The sequence below is a fragment of the Marinobacter sp. NFXS11 genome, from assembly GCF_040148675.1.
GTDB lineage: Bacteria > Pseudomonadota > Gammaproteobacteria > Pseudomonadales > Oleiphilaceae > Marinobacter.
This window is the reverse complement of sequence record NZ_JAGDDV010000003.1, coordinates 116,880-142,000: the sequence shown is the minus strand read 5'-3', so window position 1 is coordinate 142,000 and position 25,121 is coordinate 116,880. Positions and strand designations below refer to the sequence as shown.

The following is a 25,121-nucleotide window of genomic DNA, read 5'->3' as shown; positions in this document are numbered from 1 at the left end:
TCCCGGCAAATCTTGTCATGCCTGTGGGTACTGAATGCCAGTGCCCGCCGGCCGCGAATTCTGGAGAAAACCCATGCGTACCAGCCAGCCACAAACCATTTATCTGAGCGATTACAAGGTACCTGCGTATCTGGTCGACACTGTAGACCTGCGATTCGAGCTTTTTGAGGATGGCGCACGGGTGCACAGCACCCTCGAACTCCGCCGGAACCCGGAATCGGATGAGACGGCGGCGCCTCTGGAGCTCGATGGTGACAGCCTGACGCTCGAATCTGTCGCTCTGAACGGCGCTGAGCTGGCCGCGGGTGATTATGAAGATCGGGGCGACCAGTTGGTGGTTCGCTCGGTGCCGGAACAGTTCACTTTGACGGTCGTCACCTGGATCGAGCCGCAGAACAATACCCGTCTGGAAGGGCTTTACAAGTCCTCGGGCATGTTCTGCACCCAGTGCGAGGCTGAAGGGTTCCGCTGCATCACATTCTTCCCGGACCGCCCGGACGTGATGGCGCGTTTCCGCACTCGCATAGAAGCCAACAAGGACGCCTATCCGGTTCTCCTCTCCAATGGTAATGATGTTGAAAAAGGCGAGCTGGAAAACGGCCGTCATTTTGTAACCTGGGAAGATCCGTTCCCCAAGCCCTGTTACCTCTTCGCCCTGGTGGCCGGAGATCTGGTAGAGAAAAGGGACACGTTTTCCACGTGCTCGGGCCGCGACATCGATCTGCGCATGTATGTGGAACCCCGCAACGCCGAGAAATGCGATCACGCCATGGACTCGCTGAAGCGTTCCATGCGCTGGGATGAGGAAGTCTATGGTCGTGAATACGACCTCGATATTTTCATGATTGTGGCGGTAGACGACTTCAACATGGGCGCGATGGAGAACAAGGGGCTCAACATCTTCAACTCGTCCTGTGTGCTGGCCAGCCAGGAAACCGCTACGGACATGGCGTTCCAGCGCATTGAGGCCATTGTCGCCCACGAATATTTCCACAACTGGTCAGGTAACCGGGTCACCTGCCGCGACTGGTTCCAGCTCAGCCTGAAAGAGGGCTTTACCGTGTTCCGGGATTCCCAGTTTTCGGCAGACATGGGTTCTCCTACTGTGAAGCGGATTGAGGATGTCACGCTGCTGCGTACCGCCCAGTTTGCTGAAGACGGAGGCCCGATGTCGCATCCGGTGCGGCCGGCTTCCTACATGGAAATCTCCAACTTCTACACCCTGACCATTTATGAGAAAGGTGCAGAAGTCGTACGTATGATCCATACCCTGCTGGGGCCGGACATGTTCCGCAAGGGCAGTGACCTGTATTTTGAACGTCACGATGGCCAGGCCGTCACAACCGATGATTTTGTCAAAGCCATGGAGGATGCCTCCGGTCGGGATCTGAGCCAGTTCCGTCTGTGGTATGAACAGGCCGGTACGCCGGTTTTGGTCATTTCGGACGACTTTGACGCGGAGACAGGCGTGTACCGCCTGACCATTGAGCAAAGCATTCCGGATACCCCGGGCCAGACCAACAAAAAGCCCCAGCACATCCCGTTTGCGCTGGGTCTGCTCGGACAGGATGGCCAGCCCCTGCCGTTGCAGCTTGAACCCGGAGATTCGGGTGCGCCGACGGAGCGGGTGCTTGAGCTGACCGAAGCCGTCCACACTTTCGAATTCCATGGCGTCGAGTCCAGACCCGTGCCATCACTTTTGCGGCACTTCTCCGCGCCGGTTCGGGTTCGCTACAACTGGACCCGCGAACAGCTGCTCTTCCTGATGAGCCATGATCCGGACGGGTTCAATCGCTGGGATGCGGGCCAGAGACTGGCGGTCGATGTTATTCAATCGCTGGTGAATGCGTCCGATGATGCCGAAATCGACCCGAGACTGGTTGAGGCCTATCGCAAACTGATTTCTGACGCCGATCTTGATCAGGCACTGGTTGCGAAAATGCTGCAGTTGCCATCTGAAGCCTACCTGATTGAACTGACAGACAAGGCCGATGTGCCGGCTATCCATCGTGCACGCGAGGCCGTGCTACGGCATCTGGCGAGTGCCCTGAAAGGCGAGTTGCTGGGCTGTTACCAGCGGCATCAGGGCAGTGGTCCTTACGAGGTGACACCGGATGCTATTGCCCGCCGTAGCCTGCGCAACACCGCGCTTGCCTGGCTGCTGATGATTGATGATGAGGAAGGTCGGAGTCTGGCTGTCAGCCAGTTGAACGCTGCTGACAATATGACCGATCGCATGGGTGCCTTGAGAGCACTGGTCAATTCGGGCTTTGAGTCTGATCGCCAGGAGGCGCTGGACGACTTTTACGATCGGTTCCACGATGATCCTCAGGTTGTTGAGCAATGGTTCTCCGTCCAGGCGGCCAGTGATCAGGCCGGGCAGCTCTCTGATATCCACAAGCTTCTGGAGCATCCGGCGTTCGACTGGAAAAACCCCAACAAGATCCGGTCTGTGGTTGGCGCGTTTGCGGGCCAGAATCTGGCAGCTTTCCATAACCCGGACGGATCCGGTTACGAATTCCTTGCCGATCAGGTCTGCCGCCTGGACGACAGCAATCCGCAGATTGCAGCGCGTCTGGTAACGCCGCTGACCCGTTGGAGAAAGTTTTCGCCTTCATACAGCAACCGGATGAAATCGGCCCTGGAGCGTATCCGGGACAAAGCCGGATTGTCCCGGGATGTCTACGAGGTGGTGCACAAGAGCCTTGCCGATTGAAGTCAGATACAAAATCGCACTTTCGGTCGATAGACTTTAGTCTGGGATCGGTTAATCTGGAATAAGGTCTGTAATTCCATCAGACGACAATAAAAAAGCCTCCAAAGAGGCTTCCAGACGCACTTAAGGTTTCACAATGATGTATAACAAAAATGCGATTCTCGGCGGCCTCTTGGCTCTCTCCGTGGCGTCATCGCCTGCGTGGGCGGCTGTTTCCGCCAGTGAAGCGGCCCGCCTGGGCCAGGATTTGACACCCTTTGGCTCGCCCAAGGCCGGCAACAGCGCCGGAACCATTCCGGCCTGGACCGGAGGCCTGACAGAGGCGCCTCCCGGCTATGAGGGCAGCGGCCAGCACCACATCAATCCTTTTCCGGACGATGAAGTCCTGTTTACCATCACGCCTGCCAACATGGATCAGTACGAGGAGTACCTCACTGACGGTGTGAAGGCGTTGCTGGAAACCTACCCGACAACGTTCCGGGTGCCCGTTTATCAGTCCCGTCGTACCCATGCGGTTCCCGATTGGGTGGCTGAGAATACTCGCGAAAACGCGGTGAATGCAGAAATTGTTGGGCAGGGCGAAGGCCTGGATGGTGCGTTTGGCGGCTATCCGTTCCCGATCCTGCACGGCAATGACGAGCAGAAAGCCTGGCAGGCGGTGTGGAACCATCTGACGCGCTGGCGCGGTGTGTCTGTAACCCGGCGCTCCAGCGAGGTGGCAGTCCAGACCAACGGTGACTATTCGCTGGTTACCTCCCAGCAGGAAGCCTTCTTCAATTACTACAACCCGGAAGGCGGTCAAGAAGATCTGGATAACGTGATCTTCTACTACCTGTCGTTTACCCAGTCACCACCCCGCCTGGCCGGTGGTGCCATACTGATCCACGAGACCCTGAACCAGATCATCAATCCGCGGAACGGGTGGGGCTATAACGCTGGGCAACGTCGCGTACGACGGGCGCCAAACCTTGGTTACGATTCGCCGATTGCAGCGGCCGACAACCTTCGTACTGCAGACGATACCGATATCTTCAACGGGGCCCTGGACCGCTATAACTGGAATTACGAGGGCAAACGGGAGATCTACATCCCCTACAACAACTACCGGATTGGTGAAAAAGGTCTTCCTTACGAGGAAATCCTGGGTATCTCACACCTGAATCCGGATCTCACCCGCTGGGAACTTCACCGCGTTCATGTGGTTGAAGCTACGCTGAAAGACGGGGAGCGCCATATCTACGGCAAACGTCGGTTCTATATTGACGAGGATAGCTGGAACACCGTTCTGCTGGATCAGTACGACGGTCGCGGCGAACTCTGGCGTGTAACCATGGGGCTGCCCAAAAATTATTATGAACTTCCGGGTGTGTGGACGGTTCTTGACGTCTATCATGACCTTCAGGCCCGTCGTTATCATGTGCTCGGTCTGGATACGGAAGAGCCAAATACCCGCGTGTTCACCGACGAGGTTCCGAACAAGCGCTACTTCTCGCCGGCTTCCCTGCGCCGCAGGAGTGTTCGCTAACGCGCTGTTGGCCGAGGGATGCGTCCCCCCGCCCACAGGAAGTGGCGACCTGACATACCGGCAATCGCGAGGTTGCCGGTATGTTCACAGTTATTCCCGGCTCTGCCGGTCAGAGACACAGTTCAATACAACATAATAGGCAATCTGAATGGCTAAAAGGTTGATGTGCAAGACTCTGGGCGCTGCCTGCCTTGGACTTTCCATGGTCTGGTCTGCCCCTGCAGCGTTTGCGCTTGCAGATATCATCGAAACCCCGGCCCGGCCGACGGATCTGGCCCCGGACAATCTTCTCACCGATGCGACCCGGGTAGGGGATCGCATTGTGGCTGTGGGAGAACGCGGCCATATCATCTATTCGGACGATGAGGGAAAAAGCTGGGTTCAGGGTGAAGTTCCTGTTTCTGTAACCCTGACAGCGATCGATTTTGGCTCCGACACCCATGGCTGGGCAGTGGGCCACAGTGGCGTTGTGTTGCATACCAGTGATGCCGGGGCAACCTGGAGCCTTCAGATTGACGGTATCCGGGCCATGGAACTGGCGATTGAGAGCCGGGAAGAGCAGATTGCCGCCATGGAGGAGCGCATCGAAGAAGCGCCCGAAGAGGAAAAAGAGGATCTCGAGTGGGCGCTGGATGACCTCTACTTTGCCCTTGAGAACATTCAGGCAGATATGGATATTGGTCCGGTCAACCCGCTGTTGGATGTCTGGTTTGAAAACGAGAACCGCGGTTTTGTTGTTGGTGCCTACGGCATGTTCCTGCGCACGATGGACGGCGGTGAGACATGGAAAGACTGGGCGCCAAGAATTGAAAACCGGCAGAACTTTCACCTTAACGGCATCACCCGCATCACGGGGGGCGCTCTCGTTGTCGTCGGTGAGGCCGGTCAGATACATGTTTCCGTTGACGGTGGAGAGACTTTCGAGCGCCGCGAGGCACCCTATGAAGGCTCCCTGTTCGGTGTGATCGGTACAGGTCAGGTGAACGAGATTCTCGCTTTTGGCTTGCGAGGGAACATGCTGTTCTCCTCGGATCTGGGCAAGAGTTGGCGGATGGTTCCCAATTCAGCGGGCGCGACACTCAACAATGGCGTGGTTGCCGATGATGGTCGCATCACCCTGGTGGGTAACGGCGGTGCCGTGCTGATGAGTACCAATGGCGCCGAAACCTTCCGGGAGCATTTCCGTAGTGATCGGGAAGGCGTCATGAGTGCGGTGCCTATCTCAGGAACAGACCTGCTGATTGTCGGCGAAGGTGGCGTAAGAATTACAGACGCCCGTGGCAGAAACCTTCAATAACGCCCTGATGTGGCAACAACCGAACGAACAATAGAGGGGCTTTTGAATGTCCAACCCTAAGCATGACAAGGGCGAGCACTACTTGACGACGCCCAAGGCGGAACCCTTTCTCGAGAGGCTGATTTTCAACAATCGGGCAGTTATTCTCATTGCCTTTGCCATTTTGACGCTTTTCCTCGGGTACAACGCCGTCAAGATTCAGCCCGATGCCAGTTTCGAGCGCATGATTCCGCTCGAACACCCGTATATCGTAAATATGCTTGATCACCGGGACGATCTGGAGAATCTCGGTAACTTCGTTCGTATCGCCGTTGAGTCGAAAGAAGGCGATATTTTTACCCAAGAGTATATGGAAACCCTGAAGCAGATCACTGACGAGGTTTTCTATCTCAACGGTGTGGATCGCTCCGGCCTGAAATCTCTCTGGACGTCGAACGTCCGCTGGGTTGAGGTTACCGAGCAAGGTTTCCAGGGTGGTACTGTCATACCGGACGGTTACGACGGCTCCCGGAAAAGCCTCGAACAACTTCGTCAGAACGTTCTGCGTTCGAACGAAGTGGGGCGGCTGATCTCTGATAACTTTAATTCGACAATCGTTTACGCGCCGCTCTATGAAAAGAATCCAGAAACCGGTGAGGCTCTGGATTACGGTGACTTTTCCCGTCAGCTTGAAGAAAAAATCCGCGAAAAATACGAAGAGCAGAATCCGAACATCAAGATTCACATCGTCGGCTTCGCCAAGAAGGTGGGCGATCTGATTGAGGGCATTGGCTCCATCGCATGGTTTGCGGGGATTACCATTCTCCTGACCACGCTGTTGCTGTTCTGGTACTCCCGTTCCATTACCGGAACCCTGGTTCCCGTATTTACGTCGATCATCGCCGTGTTCCTGCAGCTGGGCACGCTCCGGCTTCTGGGCTATGGCCTGGACCCTTACTCGGTTCTGGTGCCATTCCTGGTGTTCGCCATCGGCATCAGTCACGGTGTGCAGATTGTAAATGCCATGGCTGTGGAAGCGGCCAAGGGCTTCGACGCAGTGACCGCAGCTCGTCTGGCATTCCGGGCACTCTACATACCTGGCATGCTGGCTCTGATCTCTGACGCCTTCGGTTTTCTGACTCTGTTCTTTATCGAGATCGATGTAATCCGCGATCTGGCGGTTGCCGCGGGTATTGGTGTGGCGTTCGTTATCCTCACCAACCTCGTGCTGCATGTGCTGATCATGTCTTACATCGGGATTTCCAAAGGTGGCATCCGCCACGTTCAGAACCACGGTGAGAAGCAGGACCGGAAATGGCGAGTGCTGTCCTACTTCTCCCATCCTGGTGTGGCACCGATCTCGCTGCTGATCGCTGTGATTGGCCTCGGGCTCGGTCTCTACTACAAGCAAAACCTCAAGATCGGCGACCTCGACCAGGGTGCGCCTGAGCTGCGAGCGGATTCCCGTTACAACAAAGACAACGCCTACATCATCAACAACTACTCAACCAGTGCAGATGTCTTGGTGGTGATGGTTAAAACGCCGGAAGAGCAGTGCACCCAGTACAACGTGCTGCGTGCAATGGATTCCCTGCAGTGGGAGCTTCAGAACACGCCGGGCGTGCAGTCATCTGTTTCTCTGGCCGATGTTTCCAAGATGGTCACCAAGGCGTTGAACGAGGGTAACTGGAAGTGGTTCGAGATCTCCCGTAACCAGACCATCATCAATGCGTCCATTCGTGAGGCTCCTGCGGGGCTGATCAATACCGACTGCAGTCTGACGCCTGTCCTTGTCTTCCTCGAGGATCACAAGGCGGAAACGCTGGAGACCGTTGTTGATCGGGTGGAAGAGTTCGCCCAGAACAACAGCACTGAGGAACACAGGTTCCTTCTGGCGGCCGGTAACGCGGGTGTGGAGTCCGCGACCAACGAAGTAATCTCTGCTGCGAAGGACAAGATGCTGATCCTTGTCTACGGCGTGGTTAGTTTGCTGTGCTTCGTGACCTTCCGCTCGATCCGTGCGGTGCTGTGTATCGTGATACCTCTGGGGCTGACTTCGGTCCTGTGCGAGGCAATCATGGCGGTATCTGGCATCGGTATCAAAGTGGCCACCCTGCCGGTGATTGCCCTCGGGGTTGGTATCGGTGTCGACTACGGCATCTATATCTACAGCAAGCTGGAGAAATACCTGCTGGAAGGCAAGACCCTTCAGGACGCGTACTATGAAACCCTGCGCTCGACGGGTAAGGCCGTTATGTTTACTGGCGTGACCCTGGGTCTGGGCGTTGTTACCTGGATATTCTCGCCGATCAAGTTCCAGGCTGACATGGGCTTCCTGCTGTTCTTCATGTTCCTCTGGAACATGGTGGGAGCTATCTGGCTGTTGCCGGCTTTGGCCCGGTTCCTGCTGCGGCCGGATCAGATGCTTGCCAAGGCACGAGCGGCGAAATAACATTCGCACCGACCTGCAAAAAAGCCCGCCCTGCGGGCTTTTTTGTTGTCTGCTCAACCGGTTAGCGAGCTAATCCGTGCTTTATTTATGACGTGAAGTGGTCTATGTTTTACCGTGACCGTATGTCTTGCCCGCCCTACAGGCGGTCATCTAATTACAACGAGCAGAAAAAGGAAGAACTCACATGACACTGAAACTGAAAGCCTCCGCATTTGCTGTCGCTGCTGCAGTCAGCCTGGGTGCTGCTTCAACCTCTGTTTCCGCGCAGGAGCAGCGTTTCGTGACCATCGGTACCGGCGGTGTAACCGGTGTTTATTATCCGGCCGGCGGTGCGATCTGTCGTCTGGTGAACATGGACCGCAAAGAGCATGGCATTCGCTGTTCCGTTGAGAGTACCGGTGGTTCCGTATACAACCTGAATGCGATTCGCCAGGGTGAACTCGATCTGGCCGTAGCCCAGTCCGATTGGCAGTACCACGCCTACAACGGCACCAGCCAGTTCAAGGACGATGGTGCGAACAAGGACCTTCGGGCGGTGTTTTCCCTTCATCCGGAACCGTTCACCGTTGTTGCCAGCAAGGGCTCGGGCATCAAGACCTTTGAAGACCTGGAAGGCAAGCGGGTATCCGTTGGTAACCCGGGCTCTGGTCAGCGCGCCACCGCCGAGGTTCTGATGGATGAGATGGGCTGGACGCTGGACAAGTTCTCCCTGGCTGCCGAAATCAAGGCGGCGGAGCAGTCCCAGGCCCTGTGTGACGGTAACATTGATGCCTTCTTCTACACGGTTGGCCACCCCTCTGGCGCCATCAAGGAAGCGACCACTTCCTGTGACAGTGTCCTGGTTAACGTTGATAACGCTGCCACACAGAAGCTGATCGACGAGAACCCGTACTATCGTAAGGCGGTCATTCCTGGTGGTATGTACCGCGGCAGTGACGATGACGTTACTACCTTCGGCGTTGCGGCAACCTTCGTATCATCCACTGATGTGCCGGATGACGTTGTCTACGCGGTTGTGAAGGCTGTTTTCGAGAACTTCGACAGCTTCAAGCGCCTGCATCCTGCGTTTGCCAACCTGAACAAGGAAGAGATGGTCTCTGATGCCCTGAGTGCGCCTCTGCACCCGGGTGCTGCCAAGTACTACAAGGAAGCTGGTCTGATCGACTGATCTGCCTGCTGCACTCCGTCACGGCGGGCTTAAGCCCGCTGTGACGCCCTTTCAGAGATTGATTGTTTACGTACGGGACTAATTTATGGCGACGAGCGATCCGGCTAACGGAGCTGGTGCTGGTGGTAGCAGTAATGTAGACCAGATCCTGCAGACTGAAACCGGGGGCAGGGCGACCAGTGGATACGCCGCGGTTATTCTCTTTATCGTTCCCCTGGTGTGGTCGCTGTTTCAGCTCTGGATTGCGTCACCGCTACCCTATATCTTCAATTTCGCAATCTTTAATTCCACAGAAGCGCGCTCAATCCATCTTGCGTTTGCCGTTTTCCTGGCGTTTTCCGCCTTCCCGATGATCAAGGGGCGGCATGTAAATATCGTCCCCATCTACGACTGGATTCTGGCGCTTGTCGCTGCTTTCTGTGCCTCATACCTCTACGTTTTTTACGAAGAGCTTTCAACACGGCCCGGGGCGCCGATCATCCAGGATTTGTGGGTTGCGCTTATCGGTCTCGTGCTTTTGCTGGAAGCCACGCGCAGGGCGCTCGGCCTCCCGCTGACTATCGTCGCTGCGGTCTTCATCACTTATTCGATTGCCGGCCCCTATATGCCGGATGTGATTGCCCACAAGGGCGTGAGCCTGAGTAAACTGGCGTCTCACCAGTGGCTGGGCACGGAAGGCGTGTTTGGTGTTGCACTTGGGGTTTCCACCAGCTTCGTTTTCCTGTTTGTGCTTTTTGGTGCGTTGCTTGAGCGGGCGGGTGCCGGTAACTATTTTATAAAAGTCGCCTACGCCATGTTGGGGCATATGCGTGGTGGTCCCGCCAAAGCCGCAGTGGTCTCGAGCGGTCTGAGCGGCGTTATTTCCGGTTCGTCCATCGCGAACGTTGTCACAACCGGCACGTTCACTATTCCTCTGATGAAGCGAGTCGGCTTTCCGGCGACCAAGGCCGGTGCTGTAGAAGTTGCCGCATCCACCAATGGCCAGCTCACGCCGCCCATCATGGGCGCTGCCGCCTTCCTGATGGTCGAGTACGTTGGTATCTCCTATCTGGAAGTGATCAAGCACGCGATTCTGCCTGCGATGATTTCCTACGTGGCACTGATCTATATCGTCCATCTGGAAGCCTGCAAACTCAACATGCAGGGCATTGAGCGCCTCAACAAGCCAACCCTTGCCCAGCGTCTGTTGAACTGGGTCGTTATCCTGATTGGCCTGAGTGTCCTGACCCTGGCGGTTTATTACGGGGTCGGCTGGACGAAGACGCTGTTCGGCGAGGCGGCGATGTGGGTATTGGCCCCGCTGCTTGTGCTGATCTATGTGGGCCTGGTTGGCTACGCCACCCGATTCCCTGAGCTTGAGGAAGACGATCCGGAAAAGGACATGGGCGAATTGCCGCCTGTTGGCCCGACGGTAAAGACTGGCCTGTACTTCCTTCTCCCCGTTGTGGTGCTCGTGTGGTGCCTGACTGTCGAGCGTTTTTCACCGCAGTTGTCAGCGTTCTGGGCCACACTGTTCATGATTTTCATCGTCGTGACACAGCGCCCGTTGAAGGCCTTCTTCTACAAGCACGGTAATTTCCTGGGCGAATTCAAAGACGGTGTGTTCGATCTCGCGCATTCGCTCGCCACCGGTGCTAGGAACATGGTGGGTATCGGTGTGGCAACTGCCACCGCCGGTATCGTGGTGGGCACAGTCACCTTGACCGGCATCGGTTTGGTAATGACCGAGTTTGTCGAGTTTTTGTCCGGCGGCAACCTGCTGTTGATGCTGATCTTTACGGCAATCATCAGCCTGATATTGGGCATGGGCCTGCCAACCACTGCCAACTATATTGTTGTATCCACTCTTATGGCCCCGGTGATTGTCACTCTGGGGGCTCAGAACGGCCTGATCGTTCCCCTGATTGCCGTTCATCTGTTCGTTTTCTACTTCGGCATTCTGGCGGATGACACTCCGCCCGTGGGGTTGGCGGCTTATGCCGCCGCTGCCATATCCGGAGCTGACCCCATACGAACGGGTATTCAGGGCTTCACCTACGACATCCGGACAGCGATCCTTCCGTTCATGTTCATCTTCAACACGCAGTTGTTGTTGATCGGTCTGACGGGCTGGTTCGATCTGTTAGTAACGATATTCAGCGCCATAACTGCCATGTTGGTCTTTTCAGCGGCCACTCAGGGCTTCTGGTTTACCAAAAGCTACAAGTGGGAATCACTGCTGTTGCTGTTGATTACCTTCACCATGTTCCGGCCGGGTTACTGGTGGGACATGGTCTACCCGCCAACAGAGGATCAGCCGGGTGCGCAGATCATGGAGTACGTCGAGGATGTACCGGCTGATAAGCCCATTGTGCTGAAGGCATCCGGAATGACAATCGACGGCGACGAGGTGACGACCTATGTAAGGCTCGAGATTCCGGCTGGCGATTCGGCTGAGCAGCGTCTGATGGACGCCGGGCTGGAGCTCAGCCCGGACGGCGAAAAGATGGCCGTCGACTTCGTCGGGTTTGGCAGCCCGGCAGAAGATGCCGGTATCCAGTTTGGCTGGACCATCGACGCGGTGCAGGTTGACCTCGAACGCCCGCCAAAGGAACTGATGTTCATTCCGGCATTGGCGTTGCTCGGGCTTCTGGCGTTCGGTCAGTTGCGTCGGCGGGCCAGGGAAGAGGCCGCCGGCCAGCCGGCCTGATGCCGCGCCTGTTCGTGAAAACCCGGCATTAACCTGCCGGGTTTTTTTCTGTTAGACTTCGAGTCGAATCGGCCCGCGGTTTGTATCGCGCCGTGCCGTCACCATGTGGTCTCTGGTATAGATCACCGCTGAGTAACCAACAGGAGCTTTTCATGCCCGTCGTAACCTTGCCCGATGGCAGCCACCGCAGTTTTGCCGAACCCGTAACCGTTCATGATGTTGCCGCCGACATTGGCGCTGGTCTTGCCAAGGCCGCCCTCGCCGGAAAGGTGGATGGTCAGCTTGTGGACACCAGTTATCGAATCGAGAACGATGCCGAACTGGCGATCGTTACGGAGCGTGATGAAGAGGGCGTTGATGTCATTCGCCATTCCACGGCTCACCTGATGGCTATGGCTGTCCAGGAACTGTTTCCCGGTGCCCAGGTTACCATTGGCCCGGTGATCGATAATGGCTTCTACTACGACTTCAAGTACGACCGCCCGTTTACCAACGAGGATCTGGCGCGGATCGAGAAGCGCATGGAAGAGCTCGCCAAACAGGATCTTGCGGTCTCACGCTCCATCATGTCCCGCGATGAGGCGATCAAGCTTTTTGAGGATATGGGCGAGGAGTACAAAGTCCGTATCATTCAGGATATTCCCGGTGAAGAGGACCTCTCTTTCTATCGTCAGGGCGATTTCATCGACCTGTGCCGTGGTCCCCACGTTCCGAGCACCGGCAAGCTCAAGGCCTTCAAGCTGACCAAGGTTGCCGGCGCCTACTGGCGTGGCGACACCAGCAATGAGCAGCTGCAGCGTGTCTACGGCACCGCCTGGGGCAACAAAAAGGATCTCAAGGCCTATCTGCATCGCCTCGAAGAGGCCGAGAAGCGCGACCATCGCAAGGTTGGCAAGAAACTGGGTCTTTTCCATATGCAGGAAGAAGCGCCGGGTATGGTGTTCTGGCATCCGGACGGCTGGACGCTGTATCAGGAAGTTGAGCAGTACATGCGTCGCAAGCAGCAGGAGCATGGCTACAAGGAAATCAAGACACCGCAGGTGGTGTCCCGCACCCTTTGGGAGAAGTCAGGGCACTGGGACAAGTTCAAGGACGACATGTTCACCACCGAGTCGGAAAAGCACGACTACGCGATCAAGCCGATGAACTGTCCGTGTCACGTGCAGGTGTTCAACCAGGGCCTTAAAAGCTATAAGGATCTTCCGCTCAGGCTGGCGGAATTCGGCTCCTGTCACCGCAACGAAGCTTCCGGCGCACTGCACGGACTGATGCGTGTTCGTGGGTTTACCCAGGATGACGCTCACATCTTCTGTGAAGAAGATGCTATCCAGCAGGAAGTGTCGGCATTTATCGAAATGCTCCACGAGATCTACACCGACTTCGGGTTTACCGAGATTCTGTACAAGCTTTCAACCCGCCCGGAAAAGCGGGTTGGCTCTGACGAAGTCTGGGATAAGGCTGAGGCCGCTCTGGAAGAAGCGCTGAACCGTGAAGGTGTAGACTGGGAATTGCTCCCGGGCGAAGGCGCCTTCTATGGCCCGAAAATCGAGTTTTCATTGAAAGACTGTATCGGGCGGGTGTGGCAGTGTGGCACTATCCAGGTGGACTTCTCGATGCCGGGGCGTTTGGGAGCGCAGTACGTGGCCGACAACTCCGAGCGGAAAACCCCGGTTATGCTGCACCGCGCGGTTCTGGGTTCCTTCGAGCGTTTCATCGGTATCCTGATCGAAGAATACGAAGGCGCTTTCCCGACCTGGCTTGCTCCAACTCAGGTGGCGATCCTCAATATTACCGATAATCAGCGTGATTATTGTCAGAATCTGGCGAAAAAGTGGGATTCTTTGGGGTTTAGGGTTAATGCTGACTTGAGAAACGAGAAGATCGGCTTTAAAATCCGCGAGCATACTCTTAACAAGGTTCCCTACCTTGTCGTTGTCGGCGATAAAGAAGTCGATAACAACGCCGTTGCGGTGAGAACCCGCAAAGGTGAAGATTTGGGAACTCTATCGCTCGAAGCGTTTGAGCAGCTTTTACAGGAAGATGTTGAGCGCAAGGGCAAAACAAAGACGGAGATCTGATTATTAAACAGCGAGCGAATCGGGGTGGGCGTACACCAAAGGCGCCGATCAATGAGAATATTGACGCAACCGAAGTCCGACTTATCGATGCCGAGGGCAATCAGGTCGGTGTAGTACCAATTGAGGATGCCATTAAGCAAGCTGAAGAGGCATCTCTTGACCTGGTCCAGGTTACGGATTCCGATCCGATCGTCTGTAAGATAATGGACTACGGCAAGAAAATCTTCGACGAGAAGAAGGCCAAGGCGGCTGCCAAGAAAAAACAGAAGCAGACGCAGGTCAAAGAGCTTAAGTTCCGTCCAGGAACTGAAGAAGGGGATTATCAGGTCAAACTACGCAACCTGGTACGTTTCCTTGAAAACGGGGACCGCGGCAAAATCACCATCCGCTTTCGTGGCCGTGAGATGGCACACCAGGAAATTGGTATGCAGCTCATGCAGCGCATTGAAACGGATATTGAAGAGCTTGCCCAGGTCGAGATGCGGCCGAAAATGGAAGGCCGGCAGATGACCATGGTAGTGGCGCCCCGCAAGAAGAAGTGAACCTGATCGGGTGCTTGTCCCCCGCGCATGCGGGGGATTTGTCGTTCAGGAACACATTATTGTTTATTTAAAAATAGAATGCGGAGTTTTAAAAAATGCCTAAGATGAAAACCAAAAGCGGAGCCACCAAGCGGTTCAAGAAGACCGCCACCGGCTTCAAGCACAAGCAGTCCTTCACCAGTCACATCCTGACCAAGAAGAGCCCGAAGCGTAAGCGTCAGCTGCGCGGCACCAAGCTCATCGCCAAGTCGGATGTTGCATCTATCAAGCGTATGACCGCGTGCTGATCCAGCCGCGAGAATCATTCCTTAGAAAGTAAAGGTAGAAGGATAAAATTATGGCTCGTGTAAAACGTGGTGTGGTCGCACGCCGTCGTCACAAAAAGATTCTCAATCAGGCCAAAGGTTACTACGGCGCTCGTAGCCGGGTATTCCGTGTAGCCAAGCAAGCGGTTATCAAGGCCGGTCAGTATGCTTACCGTGACCGTCGTAACCGTAAGCGCGCTTTCCGCGCTCTGTGGATTGCCCGTATCAATGCTGGTGCCCGCGCTAACGGTCTGTCATACAGCCGTCTGATCGCTGGTCTGAAAAAGGCTAACGTTGAAATCGATCGTAAGGTTCTGGCCGATCTGGCCATGAACGAGCAGCAGGCGTTCGCCGCTGTTGTTGAGAAGGCCAAAGCGTCCCTGTGATAGCTTAGCTCTTTCATCGATTGCTGATCGATATGGGCGCCCCATGATTTCATGAAGGCGCCTCCTGATAGGGGAAGGGCACGCTCTTCCCCTATTTTTGTTTTTGAAGTTACGTTTTTAAGCACTTCCATTTCTGGTTTGGAGCAGGGTCAATGGAAAACCTGGAGCAACTGGTTCAGGACGGTCTGGCAGCAGTTGATAGCGCCGACAGCCTGCAGGCACTTGATCAAATTCGTGTTGAGTATCTTGGCAAGAAGGGTGTGATTACCCAGCAGGCGAAAACACTGGGCAAGCTGTCTGCTGAAGAGCGCCCTGCCGCCGGCCAGAAGATCAATGAAGCCAAAGGGCAGGTAGAGCAGGCCATCAATGCCCGCCGAAACGATCTGGAACGTGCCGCCATCGAACAGAAGCTTGCCAGCGAATCCATTGATGTGACTTTGCCGGGCCGAGGCCAGGACATGGGCGGCTTGCACCCGGTCACTCGCACCCTGCAGCGGATCGAACATTTCTTTGCGCGCGCCGGCTACACCGTAGAGCAGGGGCCCGAGATCGAAGATGACTATCACAACTTCGAGGCCCTGAATATTCCTGGCCACCATCCCGCCCGCGCGATGCACGACACGTTTTATTTCAACCCGGGCACACTGTTGAGAACACACACCTCTCCAGTACAGATTCGCACCATGGAAGCAGGCAAGCCGCCCTTCCGGATGATCTGCCCTGGCCGCGTTTACCGCTGTGATTCGGATATGACTCACACCCCCATGTTCCACCAGGTGGAAGGGCTTCTGGTCGAGAAAAACGTCAGTTTTGCGGATCTCAAAAGCACGGTTGAGGAGTTCCTGAGAGTGTTTTTCGAACGAGACCTTCAGGTCCGTTTCCGGCCATCGTATTTCCCCTTCACTGAGCCCTCTGCGGAGGTGGACATCGAATGGGGACGGGAAGCCGATGGCAGCATAAAGTGGCTGGAAGTCATGGGTTGCGGAATGGTGCACCCCAAGGTGTTTGAATACTGCGGAATCGATGCCGAGGAATACCGTGGCTTTGCGTTCGGCCTGGGTGTTGAGCGACTGGCCATGCTTCGTTATGGCGTTAACGATCTGCGCATGTTCTTTGAGAACGACCTGCGCTTCCTGCGACAGTTCCGTTAACAGGCAAGATCACGGCATCCAACCAAACAGGCATAACCGCATCAGGACAAGGCAATAACCATGAAATTCAGTGAACAGTGGCTGCGCGAATGGGTCAATCCGCAAATCGATACCCAGGAATTGATGGACCAGATCACCATGGCGGGTCTGGAAGTGGACGGTTTCGAACCGGTGGCCGGTCAATTCCGTGGCGTAATCGTGGGTGAAGTCCAGTCGGTGCAGCCCCATCCGGACGCAGACAAGCTCCGGGTATGCCAGGTAAGTGATGGTTCCTCAGAGGTTCAGGTAGTCTGCGGTGCACCGAATGTCCGCGAGGGTATGAAAGTGCCTTTTGCGGTGGTTGGCGCTGTCCTGCCGGGTGATTTCAAGATCAAGAAGGCCAAGCTTCGCGGTCAGCCTTCCGAAGGAATGCTTTGCTCCGAATCCGAGCTCGGGCTCTCTGAGAACCACGATGGCCTGATGGAGCTCCCTGCGGACGCACCGGTGGGTAAGGACGTGGCGGATTATCTGCAGCTGAACGATGTCACTATTGATGTGGACCTGACTCCGAATCGCGCCGACTGCCTGTCTATCAAAGGCATCGCCCGGGAGGTGGGTGTTCTGAACAGCATGTTGTTCAACAGCCCCGCGATTGAGCCCGTGGAGTCTTCGCACTCCGAAGTCCCTGATATCCGGGTGGAAGCGCCGGCAGGGTGCCCGAGGTATCTTGGCCGTATTCTCCGGAATGTGAACCTGCAGGCGGAATCGCCATTGTGGATGCAGGAAAAACTGCGTCGCTCCGGTATCCGTTCCATCGATGCCGCCGTAGACGTCACCAACTACGTCATGCTGGAACTTGGCCAGCCGATGCACGCTTTTGACCGTGACGAAATCCAGGGCGGGATCGTCGTTCGCATGGCGCGGATAGGGGAAAAGCTTGTTCTGCTGGATGGCCAGGAAGTTGAGCTCACCCAGGGCACGCTGGTGATTGCGGATCACGAAAAGCCGATCGCTATTGCCGGTGTCATGGGCGGCGAGCATTCCGGTGTCAGCCCGAAGACCCGGGATCTGGTACTGGAGTCTGCCTACTTTGATCCGATTACCCTGGCGGGCAAGGCTCGTCACTATGGCCTGCACACTGACGCTTCGCACCGGTTCGAACGAGGTGTCGACTATAAACTGGCGCGCGACGCCATGGAGCGCGCCACGAGCCTGCTGATGGATATTGTGGGCGGTGAGCCTGGCGAGATTGTCGAGGTTGCCAGCGATGAAGACATGCCCAAGGATCGGGTTGTCGACCTGCGTGCCGGCCGGCTAAACGATGTTCTGGGTATGGAAATCGACCGGACGACAGTCGAGGAAATCCTGACTCGGCTTGGGCTAAGGGTCGAGAAGCTCCTGAAAGACGGTTGGCGGGTCAGTGTTCCCAGCTTCCGCCCGGACATCTCCATTGAAGAAGACCTGATCGAGGAAGTAGGGCGGATCTATGGCTACAACAATCTGCCCGTCACCGAGCCCAACGGGTCACTCGGTCTTCGCCCGGAGCAGGAGGCGGTTCGGCCAGTCTCGGCCATTCGCAACTTCTTTGTGGATCATGGCTACCAGGAAGCGGTGACCTATAGCTTTGTTGATCCGAAAGTCCAGCAGTTGGTTGATCCCGACCGTCAGGGCATTGCCCTGGCGAATCCGATTTCCTCGGATCTGTCGGTAATGCGCACCAGTCTCTGGAGTGGGCTGCTGAAGACCGTCGCCTACAACCAGAACCGTCAGCAGCCGCGTATCCGTCTGTTTGAAACTGGCCTGCGGTTCCTCCAGGAAGGGGAGCGGATTGATCAACAACCGATGCTCGCCGGCGTCGTGGTAGGCAATCAGTTTCCTGAAAATTGGGCGAACGGTCGCAGAACGGCGGATTTCTTTGATGTAAAAGGGGATTTGGAAAGTCTGTTCCGTTTGCTGGGTATCGAAATACGTTTTGTTGGCAGCCAGCATCCTGCCCTGCACCCGGGGCAGACCGCAGAGCTCATTCGTGACGGCGAGCATGTGGGCTGGCTGGGGACTCTGCATCCACAAGTTCAGAAAAATCTTGAACTTAATGGCACGATCCTGATGTTTGAGCTATTCTTGAATTCAATCGTTACCGGATATGTGCCTAATTTCAAAGAAATTTCGAAATTCCCGGAAGTTCGTCGGGATTTGGCTATTATTATCGGAAGCGAGGTAGCGTTCGCCGATGTGGAGCGTGTAGCGAGAAAGCATGCCGGTGAGCAGCTGACAGCGTTGCGTGCGTTCGATGTCTATGAAGGTGAGAGCTTGGGCGAAGGTAACCGGAGCCTGGCTCTGAGCCTGTTCTGGCAGCACCCCGAACGTACATTGAACGAGGATGAAGTGCATTCGCTCTTCAACGGTGTCATCGACGCATTGAAAGAAGAGCTGGGGGCAACACTGAGGAGTTGAGAAATGGCGGCTTTGACGAAAGCGGAAATGGCAGAGCGGTTGTACGAGGAATTGGGCCTGAACAAGCGCGAAGCCAAGGAAATGGTAGAAGCTTTTTTCGACGAGATCAGAGGCGCTCTCAGCCACAACGAGCAGGTGAAGCTGTCGGGTTTCGGTAACTTCGATCTGCGGGACAAGAAGCAGCGGCCGGGACGAAACCCCAAAACCGGCGAAGAGATTCCGATAAGTGCACGGCGAGTTGTTACGTTTCGCCCGGGACAAAAACTAAAGCAAAAAGTAGAAGCGTATGCTGGAACCCAGTCATAACAACGAACTTCCCACGATTCCCGGGAAGCGTTACTTCACCATCGGTGAGGTGGCGGAACTGTGTGCGGTAAAGGCGCACGTCCTGCGGTATTGGGAGCAGGAATTTCCGCAGCTTTCGCCCGTAAAGCGTCGGGGTAACCGGCGCTATTATCAGCGGGCAGACGTTATCACGATCCGCCAGATTCGCAGTCTGCTTTATGATCAGGGCTATACCATCGGTGGTGCGAAGCAGAAGCTGAGTAGTCACGAGGTTAAAGACGATACTTCCCAGTACAAACAGCTGATTCGCCAGATGATCACGGAGCTTGAGGAAGTACTTGAGGTGCTGAACGCGCCGGTCAAGTAGGGCTTCCGAAAGTCAAAAAAAACCGGGACAGCGAGGCTGCCCCGGTTTTTTTATGCCTGTATGTTTACTGCTTCTTGCAGGTCTTGATGCCCAGAATTGAATAGGCGGGGCAGTTGCCCACTGCGGCAGTGGCGAGAGGAATAATGCCGATCCAGCCCCAGGGTGTTTGGGGGCCCACAAATACGAGGGCCAGGAGTACAATGCCGGCAATGGCGCGAATGATACGGTCCGCAGATCCCATGTTAATGCTCATGTTCCATTCTCCTTGGTTGATATGAGACGACAGGACTGACTCTAGCGCCTGCGCCCTGAATGTTCAGTGATAAAGTCACACAGAGCGGAGCGCTGGATAAAATATTCTCACCACTTATGGAAAAGTCGATGTTGCAACACAGCATTCTCGAAACATTGCCCGAGGATCTTCACAGGGACGCCCTGAGCGGACTGCAACCCCTGCGCTTTGAGCATGGGAAGGTCCTTTTCCGGGCCGGAGATCCCTGCCAGGGGCTTCCTCTGGTGCTGAATGGCATTGTAAAAGTTCAGATGACCGGCCTGTCGGGTAATAGCATTGTGCTGTATCGGATGGGGGCAGATGATATCTGCACGCTGTCCATTGGATGCCTGATGACTGGCGATGGCTTTCGGGCGGAAGCGGTGGTTGAGGAGGACGCTGAGCTGTTCATGGTGCCGAGGGGGTTGTTCGACCGGCTAATGGATCAATCCGCTGATTTCCGGCTTGGAATTATGGAATCCTACGGTCGCCGGTTGAATGATTTGATGCTGTTGGTGGAAGAAGTGGCGTTCAGGCGTATGGACGAACGTCTTGAGCACTGGCTTGAGGTCAGGGCAGAGAAGGGCGCCATCACGATAACGCACCAGGAGCTGGCTGTTGAGCTGGGAACCGCCAGGGAAGTGGTCAGCCGGTTATTGAAGGAGCTTGAACGCAAGGGCAGGCTGCGGCTTGCCCGAGGAAAGATCGAGTTCATCGGTTCGTTTGTGGAATAAGGGCCTGAAAAACAAAAAGCCCGGACCTTTCAGGCCGGGCTTTTTGTCGGAATCTGGTCGGGACGGTAGGATTTGAACCTACGACCCCTTGCACCCCATGCAAGTGCGCTACCAAGCTGCGCTACGCCCCGATTCGCTCTTCGCCACTTCGAAACTTGAGAGTATTCTCAGTGGCTTAGCGGGAGCGAAGTCTACACGAGCCCATGGAAAAAATAAACATCCGATGGCGATTTTGATGGCAATTTTTAGCGTAGCTTGGTCTCCCGCAGTTTGAGGATAAATTCGGGTGGTTCGAAGGTATCCGCCCGGGCCGATTCCCAGTACTTATCGAACACGGTCAGGTCTGTTTTCCCCTCCAACAGGGCGCCCGGCTCAAGAAACGGGAAAAGGTCCATGTACGAGTGAACTTCGGTTTTCGATACCCGCCGGACAACGTGTTCCGGACCAAGCTCGGATGGGTGCTTGAGCCCGGAAGCCTCAAGCAGGTTTTGCAGGGCGTCCAGCGTGTTCTTATGGTAGTTGTACACCCGCTGGCTCTTGAGCTCTACGTCGAGCTTGTTGCCGCGTCTGGGGTCCTGGGTGGCCACGCCGCTCGGGCAACGCCCTGTGTGGCAACTGAGCGCCTGTATGCAGCCCAGGGAGAACATATAGCCACGGGCTGCGTTGCACCAGTCCGCACCAAGGGCCAGGGTTCGGGCTATGTTGAAGGCCGACGTGATCTTGCCTGCTGCGCCAATGGCTATGTCTTCCCGCAAATGGGTGCCGACCAGCGTGTTGTGAACCAGCAGAAGCGCCTCAGTCATGGGCATGCCGAGGCGGTTGATAAACTCCAGTGGAGCGGCTCCCGTGCCGCCTTCGCCGCCGTCGACGACGATAAAATCAGGTTTTCGACCGGTTTCCAGCATGGCTTTGACGATGGCGAACCATTCCCAGGGGTGGCCAATGGCCAGCTTGAAGCCGACGGGTTTGCCGCCAGAAAGTTCACGTAGCCGGTCAATGAACTCCAGCATCTCGATGGGGTTTGAGAACGCCGAATGGCTGGCTGGAGAAACGCAGTCCTCACCCACAGAAACGCCCCGAGCTTCAGCGATCTCGGGGGTAACCTTGGCACCCGGCAAAATTCCGCCGTGGCCCGGTTTCGCACCCTGAGATAGTTTGAGTTCTATCATTTTGACCTGTTCAATCGTGGCGTTCTGCCGAAACATGTCTTCGTTGAACGAACCGTCTTTGTAGCGGCAGCCGAAGTACCCTGAACCGATCTCCCAGACCAGATCGCCACCCGGCTGTCGGTGGTATCGGGAGATGGAGCCTTCTCCGGTGTCATGATAGAAACCGCCCATTCTGGCACCGGTATTCAGGCTCAGGATGGCGTTGGCGGACAGCGAGCCAAAGCTCATTGCGGAAATATTGAACACACTGGCGTTGTAGGGTTTATCACAGTTCCTGCCGATCAGAATCCGGAAATCACTGCTGTCGAGGCGGGTGGGAGCGAGTGAATGGTTCATCCACTCGAATCCCTCGTCATACATCCCGAGTTGTGAGCCAAAAGGGCGTTTGTCGAGGACATTCTTGGCACGCTGATAGACGATCGTGCGTTGCTCCCGGGAGAAAGGGCGCTCTTCGGTGTCTGACTGGATAAAATACTGGCGGATTTCTGGCCCAACGGATTCGAGCAGGTACCGGAAGTTGGCCATGATTGGATAATTCCGGCTGACCGTGTGCCGCCTTTGCAACAGATCATAGGTGCCAAGGGCAGCGAAGGCACCAAAGATCAGCGGAAACGCGAAACTCACGTCTGCGAATATGGCCAGCCCAAAAGAGACTAAAAAGCCGACAATGCTTAGTGCATAGGCGGAATAGCGAAGCGGAAAGGTCTTGGTTTTTTCCATGTAATCCTCTGGTTGTCTCACAAAACCGGCTCAACGGATAAAGAAGAGTTTAGTCCTACGATGCGGGATTGTGCCTCGATTGGTCCTGACTTTGACTGGTCCGATATCGATCATGGTCTATGATAAATATCAAGGCGGCTAAAATAATCGTAGTTTTGATGTTTTGAACTCAAAACATTATGATAACGCGCTTGTAATGTTTGAACTCCGATTCTGAATAAACGACTTACCAACTCAGGAGGCGCCATAACGTGGGCGAGGTAGTTAAAGACGAATATTCGACGGACTACGTGGCCGGCCAGGACAATATCACACCGTTCGGGCTGGATCTCCACGCACCGGTATTTCCGATTACGGCGATACTGGTTGTTGCGTTCGTGATAGGGACCCTGATGTTCCCCGGGCCAGCCAAAGAGCTGCTCGATGGAGCGAAATGGGACATTATCGCGACGTTTGACTGGTTTTTCCTGATCAGTGCCAACATCTTTGTTGTTGTATGTTTGGCGTTGATCTTTCTGCCGATGGGTAAGATCCGTATTGGCGGCCAAGACTGCAAGCCTGAATTCTCTACGATTTCCTGGTTCTGCATGCTGTTCGCGGCTGGCATGGGTATTGGTCTCATGTTCTGGGCGGTTGCCGAGCCCGTGGCTTACTACACAGGATGGTATGAGACGCCACTCAACGTAGAGGCCGGAACAAATGAGGCCCGCAATCTTGCCATGGGCGCGACCATGTACCACTGGGGTCTGCACCCCTGGGGCATCTATGCGATCGTAGCGCTCTCCCTGGCATTTTTTGCGTTTAACAAAAACATGCCGTTGACGATCCGCTCCGCTTTTTTCCCGTTGCTGAGAGACAAGGTTTGGGGCTGGCCCGGTCACGTTATTGATGTTCTGGCGGTCGTAGCCACTATTTTTGGTCTTGCGACGTCCCTCGGTTTCGGTGCCCAGCAGGCGGCTTCCGGCCTCAATTATCTGTTCGACACCGGCGCCGGAACCAATATCCAGATGGCGATCATTGTCGGTGTTACAGCGCTTGCATTGATGTCAGTGCTCAGGGGCCTCGACGGAGGCGTCAAGATCTTGAGTAACATCAACATGGCCGTCGCCGCCGTTCTGCTGTTGTTCGTTATTTTCGCTGGTCCGACCATGACCATTCTGGAAACTCTGTGGGTAACTTCTTCCAACTATGTTGGCAACGCTTTGCAGCTCAGCAATCCGTTTGGTCGTGAAGATGAAGCCTGGTTCCAGGGCTGGACTGTATTCTACTGGGCATGGTGGATTTCCTGGTCACCGTTCGTCGGTATGTTTATCGCCCGTGTGTCCAAGGGGCGTACCGTTCGTGAGTTTGTGACTGCTGTGTTGATCGTTCCGACCGTTATCACGGTTGTATGGATGAGTGCTTTCGGTGGTGCTGCTATCGAACAGATCCAGCAGGGCGTCGGTGAACTGGCCGACAACGGCCTGACCGAAGTATCTCTTGCGACGTTCCAGATGTTTGCAAATCTGCCGCTGACCGGGATCTTGTCGTTCGTTGGCATTATTCTGGTGCTGGTGTTCTTCGTAACTTCGTCGGATTCCGGCTCGCTGGTCATCGACAGCATCACAGCCGGCGGCAAGACCGACGCTCCGACCGCTCAGCGTGTTTTCTGGGTAGTTGCTGAGGGTGCCATTGCTGCGGCCTTGATCTTTGGTGGCGGTGAAGATGCACTTGGCGCGATTCAGGCGACAGCAATCAGTGCTGGCCTGCCCTTTACGGTGGTTCTGCTGATCATGACGTGGGGACTTTTGAAGGGCCTCAGTCATGAGCGTAAACTTCTGATTGCCAGAGGTGAGCTCACCTAAGCGTGCTTTGAAATGAAAAAACCGGGGCCCTGGCCCCGGTTTTTTTATGTCTGGTTAACGCTCAGAAACTGGCGAACGTGTCCATGGCGAAACGAGAGCGTTCCAGTGGCGTGAAGTGTGGCCGCTTGAGAGCCTCAATCGCCCGCAGGCGAGGCAGAAGCCCTCGACCGTTTGCCATCTGGATTGCCAGCCCGGGTCTGGCGTTAAGTTCCAGCAACAGTGGCCCTTCGTTGGCATCTACCACCAGATCGACTCCCATATAGCCAAGGCCGGTTGCTTCGTAGCATCGAGAGGCCATCTCCAGCATTTCGCCCCAGGCGTCAATCTGGATGTTTTCCAGCGCAAGACCGGTATCCGGGTGAAGTGTAATGGGACGGTTGAACTGAACTGCGTTCAGACTTCGACCAGAACCGATATCAAGACCAACGCCTACGGCTCCCTGATGAAGATTGGCTTTACCGTCCGATGCGGTTGTAGCCAGTCTCAGCATGGCCATAACGGGATAACCCTGGAACACCACAATACGGATGTCGGGCACACCCTGATGCGAATACTTTGCCAGTGAAGGGGCGGATTCCACCAGATTTTCGACAATCGCAACGTCAGGAGTGCCTGCAAGAGAGTAGAGGCCGGCCAGAATATTGGTAAGGTGACGCTCAAGGAATGAAGAATCTACACGGGAACCGGAAGCCTTGATGTAATTCTCACCATCGCGCCCGGTAATCACCGTAATTCCCTTGCCGCCAGACCCCTTCGCCGGTTTGATCGCAAAGCCCTCAAGGTCTTCAGCCATCTCCCGGAAGTGCGATATTTCATGCTGTTGGCGGACAATCTGAAGCAGCTTGGGCGTTTTTACCCCGTATTCGGCAACCACCAGCTTGGTCTTCAGCTTGTTGTCCACCAGAGGGTACGACGAGCGCTCATTGTACCGGGAAATGTAGTCGACATTTCTCCGATTCATATTGAGCATCCCGAGCCTCTTGAGAGATCGCGGTGAAATCCAGTCCATA

The 25,121-nt window shown here is 55.5% G+C and carries 19 protein-coding genes and 1 tRNA gene; 16 read left to right on the top strand and 4 right to left on the bottom strand.

Features of this window, described 5'->3' with window-relative positions:
- Positions 1 to 73: 73 nt before the first annotated feature.
- The 14 genes from pepN to J3362_RS16260 all read left to right on the top strand — a co-directional run bounded on the left by pepN (position 74) and on the right by J3362_RS16260 (position 19,373).
- Entirely contained in the window at positions 74 to 2,716 is a 2,643-nt protein-coding gene (gene pepN, locus J3362_RS16325) for an aminopeptidase N (protein WP_349521139.1), read from the top strand.
- 139 nt (positions 2,717 to 2,855) lie between these two features.
- Positions 2,856 to 4,241, top strand: coding sequence for a DUF1329 domain-containing protein (locus tag J3362_RS16320; RefSeq protein ID WP_502882447.1), 1,386 nt, complete (start codon positions 2,856 to 2,858; stop codon positions 4,239 to 4,241).
- A 148-nt stretch (positions 4,242 to 4,389) separates the two neighbouring features.
- The gene (locus tag J3362_RS16315) at positions 4,390 to 5,538 is read left to right on the top strand and encodes a WD40/YVTN/BNR-like repeat-containing protein (protein ID WP_349521135.1); all 1,149 of its coding nucleotides are present in this window, start codon (positions 4,390 to 4,392) and stop codon (positions 5,536 to 5,538) included.
- A 46-nt stretch (positions 5,539 to 5,584) separates the two neighbouring features.
- The gene (locus J3362_RS16310) at positions 5,585 to 7,969 is read left to right on the top strand and encodes an efflux RND transporter permease subunit (protein WP_349521134.1); all 2,385 of its coding nucleotides are present in this window, start codon (positions 5,585 to 5,587) and stop codon (positions 7,967 to 7,969) included.
- Positions 7,970 to 8,153: 184 nt separating this feature from the next.
- Complete coding sequence (locus J3362_RS16305) at positions 8,154 to 9,137, top strand: TAXI family TRAP transporter solute-binding subunit (RefSeq protein ID WP_008170494.1); 984 nt, start codon at positions 8,154 to 8,156, stop codon at positions 9,135 to 9,137.
- Between the two features lie 85 nt (positions 9,138 to 9,222).
- Positions 9,223 to 11,826 (top strand): TRAP transporter permease, encoded by a 2,604-nt coding sequence (locus tag J3362_RS16300; RefSeq protein WP_349521133.1) that lies wholly within the window; start codon positions 9,223 to 9,225, stop codon positions 11,824 to 11,826.
- Positions 11,827 to 11,978: 152 nt separating this feature from the next.
- Positions 11,979 to 13,904, top strand: coding sequence for a threonine--tRNA ligase (gene thrS / locus J3362_RS16295; RefSeq protein WP_349521131.1), 1,926 nt, complete (start codon positions 11,979 to 11,981; stop codon positions 13,902 to 13,904).
- Positions 13,901 to 14,446 (top strand): translation initiation factor IF-3, encoded by a 546-nt coding sequence (infC, locus tag J3362_RS16290; RefSeq protein WP_349521731.1) that lies wholly within the window; start codon positions 13,901 to 13,903, stop codon positions 14,444 to 14,446. Before thrS ends, infC begins: the two co-directional genes overlap by 4 nt.
- Before the next feature lie 95 nt (positions 14,447 to 14,541).
- The gene (rpmI, locus tag J3362_RS16285; protein ID WP_007151842.1) at positions 14,542 to 14,733 is read left to right on the top strand and encodes a 50S ribosomal protein L35; all 192 of its coding nucleotides are present in this window, start codon (positions 14,542 to 14,544) and stop codon (positions 14,731 to 14,733) included.
- A gap of 50 nt (positions 14,734 to 14,783) precedes the next feature.
- Complete coding sequence (rplT, locus tag J3362_RS16280) at positions 14,784 to 15,137, top strand: 50S ribosomal protein L20 (protein WP_008170485.1); 354 nt, start codon at positions 14,784 to 14,786, stop codon at positions 15,135 to 15,137.
- Between the two features lie 152 nt (positions 15,138 to 15,289).
- Positions 15,290 to 16,288, top strand: a complete 999-nt coding sequence (gene pheS / locus J3362_RS16275) for a phenylalanine--tRNA ligase subunit alpha (RefSeq protein WP_349521129.1) — start codon at positions 15,290 to 15,292, stop codon at positions 16,286 to 16,288.
- A gap of 60 nt (positions 16,289 to 16,348) precedes the next feature.
- Entirely contained in the window at positions 16,349 to 18,721 is a 2,373-nt protein-coding gene (gene pheT, locus J3362_RS16270; RefSeq protein ID WP_349521128.1) for a phenylalanine--tRNA ligase subunit beta, read from the top strand.
- Positions 18,722 to 18,724: 3 nt separating this feature from the next.
- The gene (ihfA, locus tag J3362_RS16265) at positions 18,725 to 19,027 is read left to right on the top strand and encodes an integration host factor subunit alpha (protein ID WP_007151838.1); all 303 of its coding nucleotides are present in this window, start codon (positions 18,725 to 18,727) and stop codon (positions 19,025 to 19,027) included.
- Positions 19,008 to 19,373 carry a MerR family transcriptional regulator gene (locus J3362_RS16260; RefSeq protein ID WP_008170477.1) on the top strand — a complete coding sequence of 122 codons (366 nt, stop codon included), beginning with the start codon at positions 19,008 to 19,010 and terminating at the stop codon, positions 19,371 to 19,373. The genes ihfA and J3362_RS16260 overlap by 20 nt, the downstream gene beginning before the upstream one ends.
- A gap of 64 nt (positions 19,374 to 19,437) precedes the next feature.
- Here J3362_RS16260 and J3362_RS16255 read toward each other — a convergent pair whose 3' ends face one another.
- The gene (locus J3362_RS16255) at positions 19,438 to 19,626 is read right to left on the bottom strand and encodes a YgaP family membrane protein (protein WP_349521127.1); all 189 of its coding nucleotides are present in this window, start codon (positions 19,624 to 19,626) and stop codon (positions 19,438 to 19,440) included.
- Between the two features lie 128 nt (positions 19,627 to 19,754).
- Between J3362_RS16255 and J3362_RS16250 the strand changes: the two genes are divergently transcribed.
- Positions 19,755 to 20,378, top strand: coding sequence for a Crp/Fnr family transcriptional regulator (locus J3362_RS16250; RefSeq protein ID WP_349521126.1), 624 nt, complete (start codon positions 19,755 to 19,757; stop codon positions 20,376 to 20,378).
- A 54-nt stretch (positions 20,379 to 20,432) separates the two neighbouring features.
- Here J3362_RS16250 and J3362_RS16245 read toward each other — a convergent pair.
- Together J3362_RS16245 and J3362_RS16240 are read right to left on the bottom strand one after the other, a co-directional pair.
- Positions 20,433 to 20,509, bottom strand: a tRNA-Pro gene (locus J3362_RS16245).
- Between the two features lie 114 nt (positions 20,510 to 20,623).
- Entirely contained in the window at positions 20,624 to 22,267 is a 1,644-nt protein-coding gene (locus tag J3362_RS16240; RefSeq protein ID WP_349521125.1) for an FMN-binding glutamate synthase family protein, read from the bottom strand.
- A gap of 251 nt (positions 22,268 to 22,518) precedes the next feature.
- On the opposite strand from J3362_RS16240, the gene J3362_RS16235 reads away from it, so the two are divergent.
- Entirely contained in the window at positions 22,519 to 24,111 is a 1,593-nt protein-coding gene (locus J3362_RS16235; RefSeq protein ID WP_349521124.1) for a BCCT family transporter, read from the top strand.
- A 61-nt stretch (positions 24,112 to 24,172) separates the two neighbouring features.
- On the opposite strand, the gene J3362_RS16230 is transcribed toward J3362_RS16235, so the two are convergent.
- Complete coding sequence (locus tag J3362_RS16230; protein ID WP_349521123.1) at positions 24,173 to 25,120, bottom strand: alpha-L-glutamate ligase-like protein; 948 nt, start codon at positions 25,118 to 25,120, stop codon at positions 24,173 to 24,175.
- Between the last annotated feature and the right edge of the window lies 1 nt (position 25,121).